General features: G+C 71.1%; 16 protein-coding genes. 4 read left to right on the top strand and 12 right to left on the bottom strand.

Going from position 1 to position 13,311, the window contains the following annotated elements:
• Positions 1–2: 2 nt before the first annotated feature.
• From BLR91_RS04915 to BLR91_RS04925, 3 genes are all read right to left on the bottom strand, one after another.
• On the bottom strand, positions 3–503 hold the full coding sequence (locus tag BLR91_RS04915) for a metallophosphoesterase family protein (protein WP_089876692.1): 501 nt from the start codon (positions 501–503) through the stop codon (positions 3–5).
• Between the two features lie 85 nt (positions 504–588).
• Entirely contained in the window at positions 589–888 is a 300-nt protein-coding gene (locus tag BLR91_RS04920; protein ID WP_089876690.1) for a hypothetical protein, read from the bottom strand.
• A gap of 2 nt (positions 889–890) precedes the next feature.
• Positions 891–1,571: a hypothetical protein gene (locus BLR91_RS04925; RefSeq protein ID WP_089876688.1), complete on the bottom strand. Its 681-nt coding sequence runs from the start codon at positions 1,569–1,571 to the stop codon at positions 891–893.
• A 268-nt stretch (positions 1,572–1,839) separates the two neighbouring features.
• Between BLR91_RS04925 and BLR91_RS04930 the strand changes: the two genes are divergently transcribed.
• Positions 1,840–2,871: an aldo/keto reductase gene (locus tag BLR91_RS04930; protein WP_089876686.1), complete on the top strand. Its 1,032-nt coding sequence runs from the start codon at positions 1,840–1,842 to the stop codon at positions 2,869–2,871.
• Positions 2,872–2,895: 24 nt separating this feature from the next.
• On the opposite strand, the gene BLR91_RS04935 is transcribed toward BLR91_RS04930, so the two are convergent.
• Both BLR91_RS04935 and BLR91_RS04940 read right to left on the bottom strand, forming a co-directional pair.
• Positions 2,896–3,318 carry a WapI family immunity protein gene (locus tag BLR91_RS04935; RefSeq protein ID WP_089876685.1) on the bottom strand — a complete coding sequence of 141 codons (423 nt, stop codon included), beginning with the start codon at positions 3,316–3,318 and terminating at the stop codon, positions 2,896–2,898.
• The gene (locus BLR91_RS04940; RefSeq protein WP_089876683.1) at positions 3,315–3,917 is read right to left on the bottom strand and encodes an NADPH-dependent FMN reductase; all 603 of its coding nucleotides are present in this window, start codon (positions 3,915–3,917) and stop codon (positions 3,315–3,317) included. The genes BLR91_RS04935 and BLR91_RS04940 overlap by 4 nt, the downstream gene beginning before the upstream one ends.
• 141 nt (positions 3,918–4,058) lie before the next feature.
• Here BLR91_RS04940 and BLR91_RS04945 point away from each other — a divergent pair, with 141 nt between their 5' ends.
• A complete protein-coding gene (locus BLR91_RS04945; protein ID WP_089876680.1) occupies positions 4,059–4,298 on the top strand; it encodes a hypothetical protein in 240 nt (79 codons plus the stop codon).
• 85 nt (positions 4,299–4,383) lie between these two features.
• Positions 4,384–7,335, top strand: coding sequence for a helix-turn-helix transcriptional regulator (locus BLR91_RS04950; protein WP_089876678.1), 2,952 nt, complete (start codon positions 4,384–4,386; stop codon positions 7,333–7,335).
• A gap of 58 nt (positions 7,336–7,393) precedes the next feature.
• Here the strand turns inward: BLR91_RS04950 and BLR91_RS04955 are convergent, their stop codons facing one another.
• Positions 7,394–7,825 (bottom strand): TraR/DksA family transcriptional regulator, encoded by a 432-nt coding sequence (locus tag BLR91_RS04955; RefSeq protein ID WP_018191652.1) that lies wholly within the window; start codon positions 7,823–7,825, stop codon positions 7,394–7,396.
• Positions 7,826–7,937: 112 nt separating this feature from the next.
• On the opposite strand from BLR91_RS04955, the gene BLR91_RS04960 reads away from it, so the two are divergent.
• Entirely contained in the window at positions 7,938–8,228 is a 291-nt protein-coding gene (locus BLR91_RS04960) for a hypothetical protein (protein WP_089876676.1), read from the top strand.
• A 21-nt stretch (positions 8,229–8,249) separates the two neighbouring features.
• On the opposite strand, the gene BLR91_RS04965 is transcribed toward BLR91_RS04960, so the two are convergent.
• The 6 genes from BLR91_RS04965 to BLR91_RS04990 form a co-directional block, all read right to left on the bottom strand.
• The gene (locus tag BLR91_RS04965) at positions 8,250–8,738 is read right to left on the bottom strand and encodes a glutathione peroxidase (RefSeq protein WP_020077153.1); all 489 of its coding nucleotides are present in this window, start codon (positions 8,736–8,738) and stop codon (positions 8,250–8,252) included.
• 79 nt (positions 8,739–8,817) lie between these two features.
• Positions 8,818–10,203 (bottom strand): L-serine ammonia-lyase, encoded by a 1,386-nt coding sequence (locus BLR91_RS04970; RefSeq protein WP_089876673.1) that lies wholly within the window; start codon positions 10,201–10,203, stop codon positions 8,818–8,820.
• A 238-nt stretch (positions 10,204–10,441) separates the two neighbouring features.
• Positions 10,442–11,260, bottom strand: coding sequence for an ABC transporter permease (locus BLR91_RS04975; RefSeq protein WP_018191648.1), 819 nt, complete (start codon positions 11,258–11,260; stop codon positions 10,442–10,444).
• Positions 11,257–12,258, bottom strand: a complete 1,002-nt coding sequence (locus BLR91_RS04980) for a daunorubicin resistance protein DrrA family ABC transporter ATP-binding protein (protein WP_018191647.1) — start codon at positions 12,256–12,258, stop codon at positions 11,257–11,259. Before BLR91_RS04980 ends, BLR91_RS04975 begins: the two co-directional genes overlap by 4 nt.
• 146 nt (positions 12,259–12,404) lie before the next feature.
• Positions 12,405–12,914, bottom strand: a complete 510-nt coding sequence (locus BLR91_RS04985) for a Clp protease N-terminal domain-containing protein (protein WP_089876671.1) — start codon at positions 12,912–12,914, stop codon at positions 12,405–12,407.
• The gene (locus tag BLR91_RS04990) at positions 12,907–13,149 is read right to left on the bottom strand and encodes a helix-turn-helix domain-containing protein (protein ID WP_018191645.1); all 243 of its coding nucleotides are present in this window, start codon (positions 13,147–13,149) and stop codon (positions 12,907–12,909) included. Before BLR91_RS04990 ends, BLR91_RS04985 begins: the two co-directional genes overlap by 8 nt.
• Positions 13,150–13,311 lie beyond the last annotated feature (162 nt).

A 13,311-nucleotide genomic window follows, 5' to 3' on the forward strand; every position in this document is an offset into this window, starting at 1 on the left:
CGTCAGCTGCGTTCGACCGGCACCAGCGTGACGTCGGCGATCCGCCCGTCCGCGACGTCCAGCGTCAGGTAGGTGCAGACCGGCTGCCGTCGCCGATCCGTCGGCGAGCCGGGGTTGAGGAGGCGGAGCCCGCGCGGCGACACCGTGTCCCACGGGATGTGCGAGTGCCCGAACACCAGCACGTCCGCATCCGGGTGGTCGCGTTCCGCCCGCATTTCGCGGCCGGTCGCCGGGCCGGTCTCGTGCACGACCGTGAACCGCAGCCCGCCCAGCTCCACGTGCGCGACCTCCGGCAGTCGCCGCCGCAGCTCGGGTCCGTCGTTGTTGCCCCAGACGCCGACGAGCCGCCGTGCGCGCTGCTCCAGCAGGTCGAGCGTCGCCGCATCCACCCAGTCCCCGGCATGGATGACGACATCGGCCACATCCACCGCCGCCAGCACCTGGGCGGGCAGGGCGCGAGCGCGTTTCGGGACGTGCGTGTCGGAGATCAGGAGCAGCTTCACGATGGCACACAGTACGCAAACCGCCGGGACGGGGCTAGTTTCGCGCTATGGATCCGTGCAACACGGAACGGCTGTGGCGGGCCGCTCACCCCGGGACGAGGGTCACCTTCCCGTCTCCCGTGTCATCGAAGGTTGCCGCGGTTGCCACCCCCAGTGCCACCCCGACGACGATTGACAGACTGAGCAGGACGATCGCGGTGGTGAGCATCGCCACCGAACGCGGCCGCTGGCGGGCCAATCGCACCACGGCCCAGACCAGGAGGACGACTGCGACGACGAGAGCGGGCCACACGATCGGGGCCAGAAGACCCACCACTACGGAAGCGACCAGCAGCCGCCGGTCGGTCACGAGAGAGTGGGTTCGGGTGACAGGGGGTGTGGTCATGGCTAGATGTTCTTCAGGCTCGCGCTGGTGAGCCTGGTGCCCTTGTAGACGAGCTGCTGCTGCTTGTTGGCGGTGAAGAAGGATCCCTTGAAGGCAAGCGACATGGTGTACTTGACCGTGCATGCGCCCTGACCGCCGGAGACGTAGTTGCTTTGGCTGGTCCCGATGTTCCAGACCCCGGCCGCCCCGGTGAACCAGCCCGTGCACTCCAGGTTCCGGGTGACGTTGGTCGACGTCGCCTCGAAGACGTAGCGCATGGTGAACGTGCCAGTCGTGATCCCGAACAGGCTCGCGTTCACCGGGTAGGTTGCCGTGTACCGAGGCGCGGTCGCGGACGCCAGGATGTGGAGCCCGCGGGCGGAATTGCGTGCCAGCGCCGGTTGTGCAGAGGTTCCGGTTCCCGAGGTCAGCGTCGGCGCACCGGCGTCGAATACCATCACAGACAGCGGATTCTCCTCTATCGCGTCCGCGACCCGCTCCTGCTCGGCTGGCGGCAGGTCATCGAACCGCTCGGTCAGCGCAGCATCGGTCTTGGCGTCGACTCGGAGGCTGTCGAGAAACTCCTCGAACACCGCCTCAGCCGAGTCGGGTGCCTCCTCCGCATGAGCCGCGGTGATTCCGGTCCCCAGGATCAGGCCCAGCGCAACGCCGCTTGCCGTCACCATCTTCGTCAGTCGGTTCATCTGAATCTGCAATTTCCGTTCGTCTGTGAACGCGCGATCCTCGTGTCCCTCACCCGACGTTCGGAAGGGGCGGTGCGGTTCGCGACCGTACAGGGAGCGACCCCGTTACCCAGGAAGACGACGCATCGCTCGGATCGTGACGCCACGTGCGCCGAGGGGAGGGTGATGACGCCCGGAGGCCGCGTGAGGCCGCACTAGGACACGGAGGCGCGAAACCTCACGATGGCACACAGTACGCAAACCGCCGGGACGGGGCTAGTTTCGCGCTATGGATCTACGCAACCTCGGAAACAGCGGAACGATCGTGTCGGAGTTCGCCCTCGGCACGATGACCTTCGGAGCGGAGGCGGACGAGCAGACCTCGCACGCCATCCTGGAGCGCTACCTCGACGCGGGCGGCAACTTCATCGACACGGCGGACGTGTACACGACAGGCGCCTCGGAGTCGATCATCGGCCGGTGGCTGGCCCGCAACCCGGGTCGCCGCGACGGGGTGGTGATCGCGACGAAGGGCCGGTTCCCGATGGGCGGCGGCCCCAACGACCTCGGCCTCTCGCGCACCCACCTCCGCACCGCGCTCGACGCCTCCCTGCGGCGGCTCGGCGTCGACCACATCGACCTGTACCAGATGCACGCGTGGGATGCGCTGACGCCGATCGAGGAGACCCTGCGGTTCCTCGACGACGCCGTCACCGCGGGCAAGATCTCGTACTACGGCTTCTCGAACTACCTCGGCTGGCAGCTGACGAAGGCGGCGCAGGTCGCCCGCGCGAACGGGTGGGCCGCGCCGGTCACCCTGCAGCCGCAGTACAGCCTGATCGTGCGGGGCATCGAGCACGAGGTGGTGCCGGCTGCTCTGGATGCGAACATCGGCCTCCTGCCGTGGTCGCCGCTCGCGGGCGGCTGGCTGAGCGGCAAGTACCGTCGTGACGAGCCGCCGACGGGCGCGACGCGCCTCGGCGAGAACCCGACCCGCGGCATGGAGGCGTGGGAGGCCCGCAACGCCGACCCGCGGACGTGGGAGATCATCGACGCGGTGGATGCGGTCGCGAGCGAGACCGGAGCATCCGCCTCGCAGGTGTCGCTGGCCTGGCTGAGCGATCGCCCGGCGGTCACATCCGTCATCCTCGGCGCCCGGACGGTCGAGCAGCTGGAGGACAACCTCGGCGCGGCCGACCTGGAGCTGACCGACGAGCAGCGGGCACGCCTCGACGAGGCGAGCACGCCGCGCACCGACATCTACCCGTACGGCGAGCAGGCGATCCAGCAGCGTCACCGGAAGCGCGAGGGCGGCCGCTGACCCGGGTCGCGGCGTCCGCCGACCCTAGCGGCGGAGGCCGTCGAGCTCCAGGAGGAGGTCGCGGGCGGCGGCGCTGACCGCCGCCTGCGGCGCACGCAGACCGACCACGACATCCGCGGTGCCGCCGCCGGCCGCCGCCATGCGCAGCACCGCCATCCGCAGTTCGACCGTCCCGCCCGGGATGCGGTGGCCGCTGAGCGAGATGACGGTGGAGGCGAACGTGAGCGACGTCCACTCGTCGTCGGCGGCCGTGGTGTCGTCGGCGATGCCGGCGAGCCATGCCGCCAAGTCCCTCGCCTCGTCGTCGGTCAGGCAGGCGTCGGTCAGCGTCCAGCGCCGGGCGCCGTCCTCCACGACCGCGTCGACGACCACGCGGTCGCTCGCCGAGTCGTAGGCGGCCGGCCGTAGCTCGACGCTGCGGTCGCCGCCCTCGTCCTGCAGTCTCACGATGCGCTCGGCACCACCGTCAGCACGCGCTCGATGTACTCGAAGAACGCGTTCATGAAGCCGCGGAGGAACTCCTCCGTCCCCGGATCGGTGACGGTGCCGTCCTCCTCGATGAGGCCGGGGCGCATCCAGATGTAGGCCTCCGGTGCGTTCATCTGCGGCGCCTGGAGGAAGCTGAGGACGCTGCGCAGCTGCTGCTGTGCGACGGCCGTCCCGATCTGTCCGGGCGACGCCCCGATGACGGCGGTCGCCTTGCGCGCGATGACGTTCTCGCCGTAGGGGCGGCTGGCCCAGTCGATCGCGTTCTTCAGCGCGCCCGGGATGGACCGGTTGTACTCCGGCGTGATGAAGAGGAGCGCATCCTGCTGGGCGATGAGCGCCTTGAACTCGCGGGCGACCGGCGGGAAGTCGCCGTCGAAGTCGCGGTTGTAGAGGGGCAGCTCGCCGATGGGGATCTCGGTGAACACGAGGTCGGACGGAGCCAGCCGGAGCAGGGCGCGGGAGAGCGTGCGGTTGACGGAGCTCGTGGACAGGCTGCCCACGAAGTAGCCGACTTTGTACGGAGGTTGGAGTTCGTTGATCGTCGCCATGTCCGCCATGCTGCTCCCCGCGGTCGGCGGAGTGAAGCCCCCTTATGCGTCGGTCTCGCGTCGCCGGGGCGAGGAATAGGGCATCTTCCCGATGTCTGCGGGGGGCCTTAGCGAGAAGTCTGAGACTCACGAAGAAGAGGGGATCGGATCATGATGATCGAGGAGTTCGTGGACTTCCGGGTACGGGCCGGCGAGACGGCGCGCGAGGAGCGGCAGCGCGAGCAGGCGCGCCGCGCCGACGAGCGGGGCCGGTGGCTGCGGTCGGAGCGCCGGGGGCGCACGAGTGCACGGTCGGCGGCCGTCAGCTCGGCTGCGGTCGTGCCGGTGCCGGCACCCGCCGCGGAGGGCCTGAGCGAGGAGCGCAGGGAGCTGGCCGACGTCGCCCGCTGAGGGCGGCGCCGGGCGGCTGTCTGCCGTCCGCAGACCCACCTTCGCGGTGGCCACGGATGTCGGTGGTCGGTGGCACGATGATGTCATGCGAGCACCGGCGTCGAGCCCCACATTGATCGGACGGGAGTCCGATCTGGTGGCGCTGCGCGACGCGCTCCGCGATGCTCAGGAGGGGGAGCCGCAGGCCGTCGTGATCGGCGGCGAGGCGGGCATCGGCAAGACCCGGCTGCTGGAGGAGTTCCTGTCGGCCCAGGAGTCGACGGCCACCGTGCTGCTCGGCCGTTGCGTCGATCTGGGCGACGACGCCGCGCCGTACGCGCCGTTCGCCGCGGTGCTCCGCCGCCTCATCCAGACGGTCGGGCTGGAGCGTGTGCTCGACGCGACGGGCTCAGGGGCCGGGGTGCTGTCGGCTCTGCTGCCCGAACTCGCCGACGAGTCGGCGGTGCCTCCGCGCACCGGCGCCGAGCGGCTCTACGAGCTCGTGACGGTGCTGCTGGAGAAGATCTCCGGCGATCGGCCCGTCATCCTGGCGATCGAAGACGTGCAGTGGGCCGACCGCTCGACGCTCGAGCTGCTCCGGTTCATCGTGCGGATGGCCGAGGGAGGGCGTCTCCTGGTCGTCCTCACCTACCGCAGCGACGAGGTGCCGCGCGGCCACGTCCTGCGGTCATGGCTGCCGGAGCTGGAGCGCACCCGGCGCGTGACGCGCTGGGAGCTCTCCCGCCTGGGCCCGGAGCAGGTCGCCGAGCTGGTGGCGGAGCTCCTCGGGCGCGTGCCCGACGATCCCTCCCTCGCCCGGGTCACGGAGCTGAGCGAAGGCGTGCCGTTCTTCGTCGAGGAGCTGGTGTGCATCGACGGCCTGCAGTCCGGCGACGACCTCCCCGAGACCCTGCGCGAGCTGGTGCTCGCCCGGTTCGAGAGGCTGAGCGACCCGGCGCAGCGCCTGCTGCGCGTGCTGGCGGCGGGCGGTGTCTGCGTCACGCACGAACTGCTCGCGGCCGTCTTCGAGGGCACACCCGACGAGCTGGATGCGGGAGCCCGCGAGGCCGTCGTCGCCAACCTGCTGTCCGCCGACTCCACGGAGTACGCGTTCCGTCACGCGCTGGTCCGCGAGGCCATCCACGCCGACCTGCTACCGGGGGAGCGCACGCGCTTCCACGCCCGGTACGCCGAGGCGCTCGAGCAGAGCCCGCAGCGGTCCGCGGTGCAGCTCTCGTCGCACTGGCTCGCGGCGCACGATGTGCGGCGCGCCTTCCTCGCCTCGCTGGAGGCGATGGAGGAGGCCAAGCGCTCCTACGCGTACGCCACCACCGCGGCCATGGGCGACCGTGTGCTCGAGCTCTGGGATCGCATCCCGGACGCCGAGACCCTGAGCGGGCGCGACCGCGCGTCGGTGATCGCTCGCACGGCATCCGCCCTCCGCAACGCCGGCAACAACGAGCGGGCGCTGGCGCTGGTGGAATCCGCGCTGGCCGAAGCCGACGACCTGGCGCCGTCCCGGCGGGCACGGCTGCTGCGCGACAAGGGCCAGTACCTTGCGAACCTCAACCGCCCGGGCAGCGCCGAGCTCCTGGAGGAGGCGCTCGCCCTCGTGCCGCCGGAGGCGGTATCGCCGGGCGACCCCCTGCGGCCGCATCTGCTGACGGAGCTCGCGGCGCAGCGGATGCTCGCCGGGCTCTTCGACATCGCGATCGAGACGGCACGTGCCGCGATCGCGGAGGCCGAGGCGGCCGCGCCCTCGATGCGTTCCGTCGCCCACAACATCCTCGCGGCGTCGCTCGTCGAGTGCGGTCGCATCGACGAGGGGTTCGCCGAGTTCGAGATCGCCGGACGCCTCGCGGTCGGTGACGCGGGGGCAACGCTGCGCTATGCCGTCAACGCGTCGGACGCCCTGAACTCGGTCGGCCAGTACGCCGAGGCGGTCCGGTTGGCGGAGTCCGGGGTCGCGCAGGCGCGCGAGCGCGGAGTCGAGCGCACCTCCGGAGTCTGGCTCGCGGCCAACACGGCCGAGCCGCTGATCGCGCTCGGACAGTACGAGCGGGCGGAGGAGATGCTGCGCATCGCCCTCGGGTTCGACGACCGCACGGGCGTGACCGCCCAGCTGCAGCGAGCGCGTCTCTGGGTGTGGCACGGCGAGCCGCAGCGGGCGGAGGCGCTGCTCCGGCGGTTGCGGACACCCCTCCGCGCACTCGCCGAGCTGGAGCAGCAGACCCGGCTGTCGCTGGCGCGCGTGTCCGCCGAGGTGGCGATCGCGCTGGGCGACTACGACCGCGCGTGGGCCGAGACGCGGGGGATCGGCTCGCTGCCGTTCCGCTCGCTACCGGGGTACGACCTGCCGGTGCTGGCGTCCGCGTCGCGAGCGCTCGCCGAGCTCGCAGTCCGCGGCGACGGCATCCCTGGCTCGACTGCCGGTGCGGCCGGCGACGACGGCGGTGCGCTGGATGTCCTGGCAGAGGCCGCGCGCCTGGAGGCCACCCTCGACCGCCTGCGTTCCTGGCCGACGGCGACGGCGTGGGCACCGCTGGTCGAGGCCGAACTCGCGACCGCGCGCGCCGCGGTCTCGGATACCGCGGACCGCGCCGGGCGGTACGCCGACGCCCTCGCTGCCTGGGAACGCGCGATCGTCGCCGCGGATCACGCGGTGGCGCCCGCTCACCTGCGGCCGTACGCTCTGCTGCGCGGCGCACGTGTCGCCCTCGCCGCCGGGGAGCGTTCGCGGGCCGACGCGCTCGTCGCCGAGGGTCGTCAGGCGGCGGCCGGTTACGGCATCCCACTCCTCGTCCACGTCGCCGACGCTCTCGGCGAGCACCCCGCCGGTCGTCCCGCCGCGGTCGCGACTGCGCACGGCCAGCCGCTGACCGAGCGCGAGGAACAGGTACTCGCCCTCATCGAGCAGGGCCTCAGCAACAAACAGATCGGCGAACGCCTCTACATCAGCGCCAAGACTGCGAGCGTGCACGTGTCGAGCATCCTGCGCAAGACCGGAGCGTCCAGCCGCACGGAGGCCGTCTATCTGGCCTCGAAGCCGTTGCCCTGAGCGGGTGCCCTGCGCAGTTGCCTGAGGCCGCTGCCGCGGGCGGCTTGCCGCCGACCGATCAGCTCTCGACGGCGACCGCGCACCGGATGCACAGCTCGGCGGTCGGCCGCGCCCGCAGGCGGTCCACGCCGATCGGCTGCCCGCAGCGTGCGCACACGCCGTAGGTGCCCATCCGCAGCCGCTCGAGCGCCGCATCCACCGCGACGATGTCGTGTGCGGCATCCGACCGCAACGCCTGCAACCGGCTCCACTCCGACGACAGCGTCGGGCCCTCCGGATCGTGCTCGTCGTCGGCGGTCGACTCCGACCGGGACGCCAGCAGCACGCCCAGCGACTCCGCCATGCGCTGCGACTCGGCGAGGTCGCCGCGCCGCCGCTCGCGCAGCAGTGCGCCCAGCTCGTTCCGCTCCTCGGCGGTGAGGACGTCCTCGTCCGACACCAGCCGCAATTCGGCGGTCACCGGCTCGTCGGCCCGTGCCCGCTCATCCATCTGCGCATCCTGCACCAGCGCACCCCTTCCGATCCCCCGATCGTGCTTCTGACCGAGTCAGGGTACGCCTGCTCGATCGATTCCGTCTCCGCGACGCGCGTAGGCTCAGCGGGTGCCCTCCTTCCGCGTGATCGTCGCCGTCGGCCGTCTTCGCCCGGGAGTGGACCCGCGCTCCGTGGAACCGACGGCCGCAGACGCCGCCCGCGAGCTCGCCGTCGTCGAGGCGTCGAGCGTGGATGTCGTGGCCGGCGAGGCGCGCATCACCGTCCGGTTCACCGAGGACTCCGCGCAGTCCGCCCTCCGGGTGGCCGAGCACACCGTCGCCGGCCTCCGCTCGGTCGCGGAGACCGGTCCGTGGCGGCTCACCGAACGCGTCGGAGGCCGCTGGTTCCGTCGGGCCTGAGCCTGACCGCCGGTGCGCCGGTCAGGCTGCGGCCGGCAGTGACTCCTCGATCAGCCCGAGGATGGCCGGGTCGTCCGGCTCGGTCTGCGGGCGGAAGCGGTGCACGGCGCCGTCGGGCGTGATCACGAACTTCTCGAAGTTCCACTTCACCCGCCCGGCCTTGCCCTCCGCATCGGGCGACTTGGTCAGCTCCTGGTACAGCGGGTGGGCGTTGCGCCCGTTCAGCCGCACCTTCTCCATCATCGGGAACGTGACGCCCCAGGTGGTGGAGCAGTACTCCTTGATGGCGTCGGTGGAGCTCAGCTCCTGGAGGAACTGGTTGCTCGGGAACCCGACGACGGTGAACCCGCGGTCGCCGTAGGTCTCCTGCAGCTTCTCGAGCTTCTCGTACTGCGGAGCGAGCCCGCAGCGAGAGGCGACGTTGACGACGAGGACGACTTTCCCGGCGAATGCCGCGAGGGAGGTCTGCTCGCCGTCGATGGTGTGGAAGGGGATGTCCATCACGGTCATGATCGCAGCGTATGGCCCGTGCCTTCGAACCTGCTCTGAGTCTGCGATTCGGCGCGCCGCATCCGGCGCCACCGCATCCTCAGCACTCGATGACGTTGACCGCCAGGCCGCCCTCGCTGGTCTCCTTATACTTGGTCGACATGTCGAGACCGGTCTGTCGCATGGTCTCGATCACGGTGTCGAGCGACACGAGGTGCGAACCGTCGCCGTGCAGGGCGAGGCGGGCGGCCGACACGGCCGTCGAGGAGGCGATCGCATTGCGCTCGATGCACGGGATCTGGACCAGGCCGCCGACCGGGTCGCACGTGAGGCCGAGGTGGTGCTCCATCGCGATCTCGGCCGCGTTCTCCACCTGGCGTGGGGTTCCGCCGAGCACCGCGCACAGAGCGCCGGCCGCCATGGCGCACGCCGATCCGACTTCCGCTTGGCAGCCTCCCTCGGCTCCCGAGATGGAGGCGTTGGCCTTGAACAGCGAGCCGATCGCCGTCGCGGTGAGCAGGTACTGCCGGATGCCCTCGGCGGAGGCGCCGGGCACGAACCGCAGGTAGTAGTGGGCGACGGCCGGGACGATGCCGGCCGCGCCGTTCGTCGGCGCGGTGACCACCCGGCCGCCGGACGCGTTCTCCTCGTTCACCGCGAGCGCGAACGCATGAAGCCACTCGAGAGCGGTGGCGCGGCCCGGGTCGTCCTGGACCGACTCCAGGTGCTGTCGCATCTTCGCGGCGCGGCGCCAGACGCCGAGGCCGCCGGGCAGCGTCCCGTCGCCGGAGAGCCCGCGGGCGACGCACTCGGCCATGGCCTCCCAGATGAGGTCGAGGCGTTCGCGCGTCGCGTCCTCCCCGTGCAGTGCGACCTCGTTGCGGCGGGCGACCTCGCAGATCGGGATCGACTCCCGGTCGCAGATCGCGATCAGCTCCTCGGCGGTGTCGTACGGGAGCGGATGCGCCTTGCGTGCCGCGAGCTCGGCCTCCTCGCCGTCGCGGCGGATGAATCCGCCGCCGATGGAGTAGTAGGTCTCTTCGAGCAGGGGGAGCGGTGACCGCTCTCCGTTCTCGTCGCGGCCCCAGGCTCGCAGGGTCAGGGCGTTGGGGTGGCCGGGTAGGCGCGTGCGCGGTTCGAAGGCGATGTCGTCCTTCGACAGCGGGATGCTGCGGCGGCCGGCGAGCTGGAGCGTCGCGCCGGGGGCGAGGTCCGCCCAGGCGCCGCGGACGTCTTCCGGGCGGCAGGTCTCGGGCTGCAGCCCGCGGAGTCCGGCGATGACGGCGTCCGGTGTCCCGTGGCCGATGCCGGTGGAGCCGAGCGAGCCGTAGAGAGCGCAGGTGACCTGGTCGACGCGGTCGAGCATCCCTGCGTCGTCGAGCCGCGAGGCGAACGCGGCGGCCGCTCGGAGGGGTCCGACGGTGTGCGAACTCGACGGGCCGATGCCGATCGAGAACAGGTCGAAGGCCGAGACGTACGCTGTCACTTCTCCAGTGTATGTCGCTGTCCGCGCGGCTTTCCCGCGTACCCGCGCGCATCCGCGCACGTATCGTGCGTACGCCCCCGCGTCACGATTTGCGCCAAATCGCGGTTTTCGGGCGGCGTTAACCGAGATTTGGCGCAAATCGCGGATTTCGGGCGGCCAGGGCGGCGGGGATGCGGAAGCGGCCGCCGCATCCCTCCGCAGGATGCGACGGCCGCCGTTCACGGGACCGGCTGGGCGATCAGGCCTTCCGCATGTAGGCGCGGACCGTCAGCGGGGCGAACACCGCGACGATCACAGCGGCGCCCGCGAGGGCGATCCAGCCGTCGGCGCCGAAGGTGCCGCTGTTGGCAAGGTCGCGCACCGCGGTGACCAGGTGCGACACCGGGTTGATGTTCACGAACCACTCCAGCCAGCTCGGGAGTGTGCTCGGCGACACGAAGGCGTTCGAGAAGAACGTCAGCGGGAACAGCACCAGGAACGAGATGCCCTGCACCGAGCCGGCGGTCCGGGCGATCACCCCGAAGAAGGCGAAGATCCAGCTGATCGCCCACGCGCAGGCGATGACGAGCAGGCCGCCGAGCGCCGCATAGCCGACCCCGGCTCCGGGCTTGTAGCCCATCGCGAACCCGACGATGAACGTGACCGCCGTGGCGATCGTGTACCGCAGGGTGTCCGCGAGCAGGGCGCCCGAGAGCGGGGCGATGCGCGCGATCGGGAGCGACTTGAAGCGGTCGAACACGCCCTTGTCCATGTCCTCGCGGAGCTGGACGCCGGTGACCACGGAGGCCGTGATCACCGTCTGGACGAGGATGCCCGGGATCAGCTGCGGCAGGTACGCCTGGACGCTGCCCGCGAGGGCGCCGCCGAACAGGAACGCGAACATGACGGTGAAGATCACCGGCTGGAGCGTCACATCCATCAGCTGCTCCGGCGTCCGCTTGATCTTCAGCAGGCCGCGGTGCGCCATGGTGACGGTGTTGGCGAGCGTCTGGCTCAGGCTCACGTGGTTCTTCAGCCGCCGCTCGGACGGCGGGGTGATGGTGGTCAGGGCGGTCATGCGGAGACCTTCTCTCCTTCTTCGGCGGACGCCTCGTCCGCCTTCTCGTCTTCGACGCCGTGGCCGGTGAGGGTGAGGAACACCTCGTCGAGCGTCGGCTTCTGCACGGACATCTCCGACAGGTGGATGCCCGCCTCGCGGAACGTGATGAACAGGTCGGTGACCGCGTCCGCGTTGCGCATGGGGGCGGTGATGCGGGAGCCTTCGGGCGACACCACCGCATCCACACCGAGCACGGTCTGGATGGCACGGCGGGCGTCCTCGATGTCGGCCGGGTCGCTGATGCGCAGCTGCAGCGACGACTCTCCGACCGAGGCCTTGAGCTCGTCGGCCGTACCTTCGGCGACGACGCGTCCGCGGTCGATGACCGCGATACGGTCGGCCAACTGATCGGCCTCGTCCAGGTACTGCGTGGTGAGCAGCACGGTGGATCCGGTGGCGACCAGGCGGCGGATGGTGTCCCACATCTGGGCGCGGGTGCGCGGGTCGAGGCCGGTGGTCGGCTCGTCGAGGAAGATGAGCGGCGGCTGCGCGATCAGGCTGGCCGCGAGGTCGAGGCGACGCCGCATGCCGCCGGAGAACTTCTTCAGCGGGCGCTTCGCCGCCTCCGTCAGCCCGAACTCCTCGAGCAGCTCGGCCGTCTTCTGCTTGGCCTCGCGCCCGCTCAGGCCGAGCAGGCGCGAGAAGATGATGAGGTTCTCATTGGCCGACAGGGTCTCGTCGACCGAGGCGAACTGCGCGGTGACGCCGATCAGCTGGCGGACGACCTGCTGCTCCTTGCGGATGTCGTGGCCGAAGATGAAGGCCTCGCCGGCATCCGGCTTCAGCAGGGTTGCGAGCATGGAGATGGTGGTGGTCTTGCCGGCCCCGTTCGGGCCGAGGACGCCGTAGACGGCGCCGGCGCGAACGGTGAGGTCGACGCCGTCGACCGCGCGGTTGTCGCCGAAGACCTTGACGAGCCCGTGGGCTTCGACGGCCCACTCGGAGCTTCGAGTCATGGTGTTCCTTTCCTGGTTGGAATGGTGATGCTCCGATAGTGCGCGGGCGCGCTTACATCGCCCTCACGTGCCGCTTACAGCGCGGGCGAGGGGATGTAAGAGCGCGTGAGCGCGTGTCAGGATGCGGTGTGCGCGCGGCGCTGAGGTCAGGCCGCGCGGCGTGCGGACGCGAGGAGTCCCAGACTGTCGATGCCCGCCAGAGCGAGGGCGCGTGGCACGGTGCCGAGCTCGAGGCTGAGGAGGGCGGCGAGGAGGTCGAGCTCCCCGGACCGCTGCCGCCGGTTGGCGGCGGCGACCCGGTGGGCGCGGACGAGTGCCTCTCGGGCGGAGGCGCCCCAGCGGGGGCGGACGACGCGCGGCGACGCCGATAGGCGTTCGGCGGGCGGCGGGGTGACACCGGCGACGCGCAGGCTGGCGGCCCGCTCGTCGGCCAGCGCGGCGTCGAGGCCCTTGGGGTCGAGGCCGGCGGCGGCGAGGACGGTGCGCACCGGCTCGCTTCCCTCGCGGGACAGCGCGAGCAGCAGGTGCTCGGCTTCGACGGTGGACGAGCTGCGCTGCTGCGCCTCGGCGACCGAGCGGATGATCACCGGACGCAACGCGCGCGACAGCGGCTGGCCGGGCACGTTCTGGGCGGAGCCGGGAGCGATCTCAGACATTGCGTCTCCTCAATTCGACGCCGGCCGCGGCGACACGGCGCAGGTGCTTCTTGTGGACCGCCTGCCGCGTGATGCCGAGAGCGTCGGCGATCTGGGTCCAGCTCCAGCCTTCGCGGAGCGCGCGCTCGACCTCGGCGTCTTCGAGGCGGTCGGCGAGCTCACGGAGGGCGACCACCGCGGCGAGGCCGTCGGCGACGCCTCCGACCGGGTCGGGGAACGGTGCTTTCGGAGTCATGGAAGCAACTATAGTTGCTTATCCGAATTTGTCAACCAAAGTTGCTCATCCACGACGGGATGGGTCGCAACACGCCGTTATGGCGCGCGCATAACGGCGTGTTGCGACCCACGGAGGGCATGGGAAGGGGCGGACGGGACGGGAGGGAAGGACGCGGGGCCG

It is taken from the genome of Leifsonia sp. 466MF (genome assembly GCF_900100265.1).
Lineage (GTDB): Bacteria > Actinomycetota > Actinomycetes > Actinomycetales > Microbacteriaceae > Leifsonia.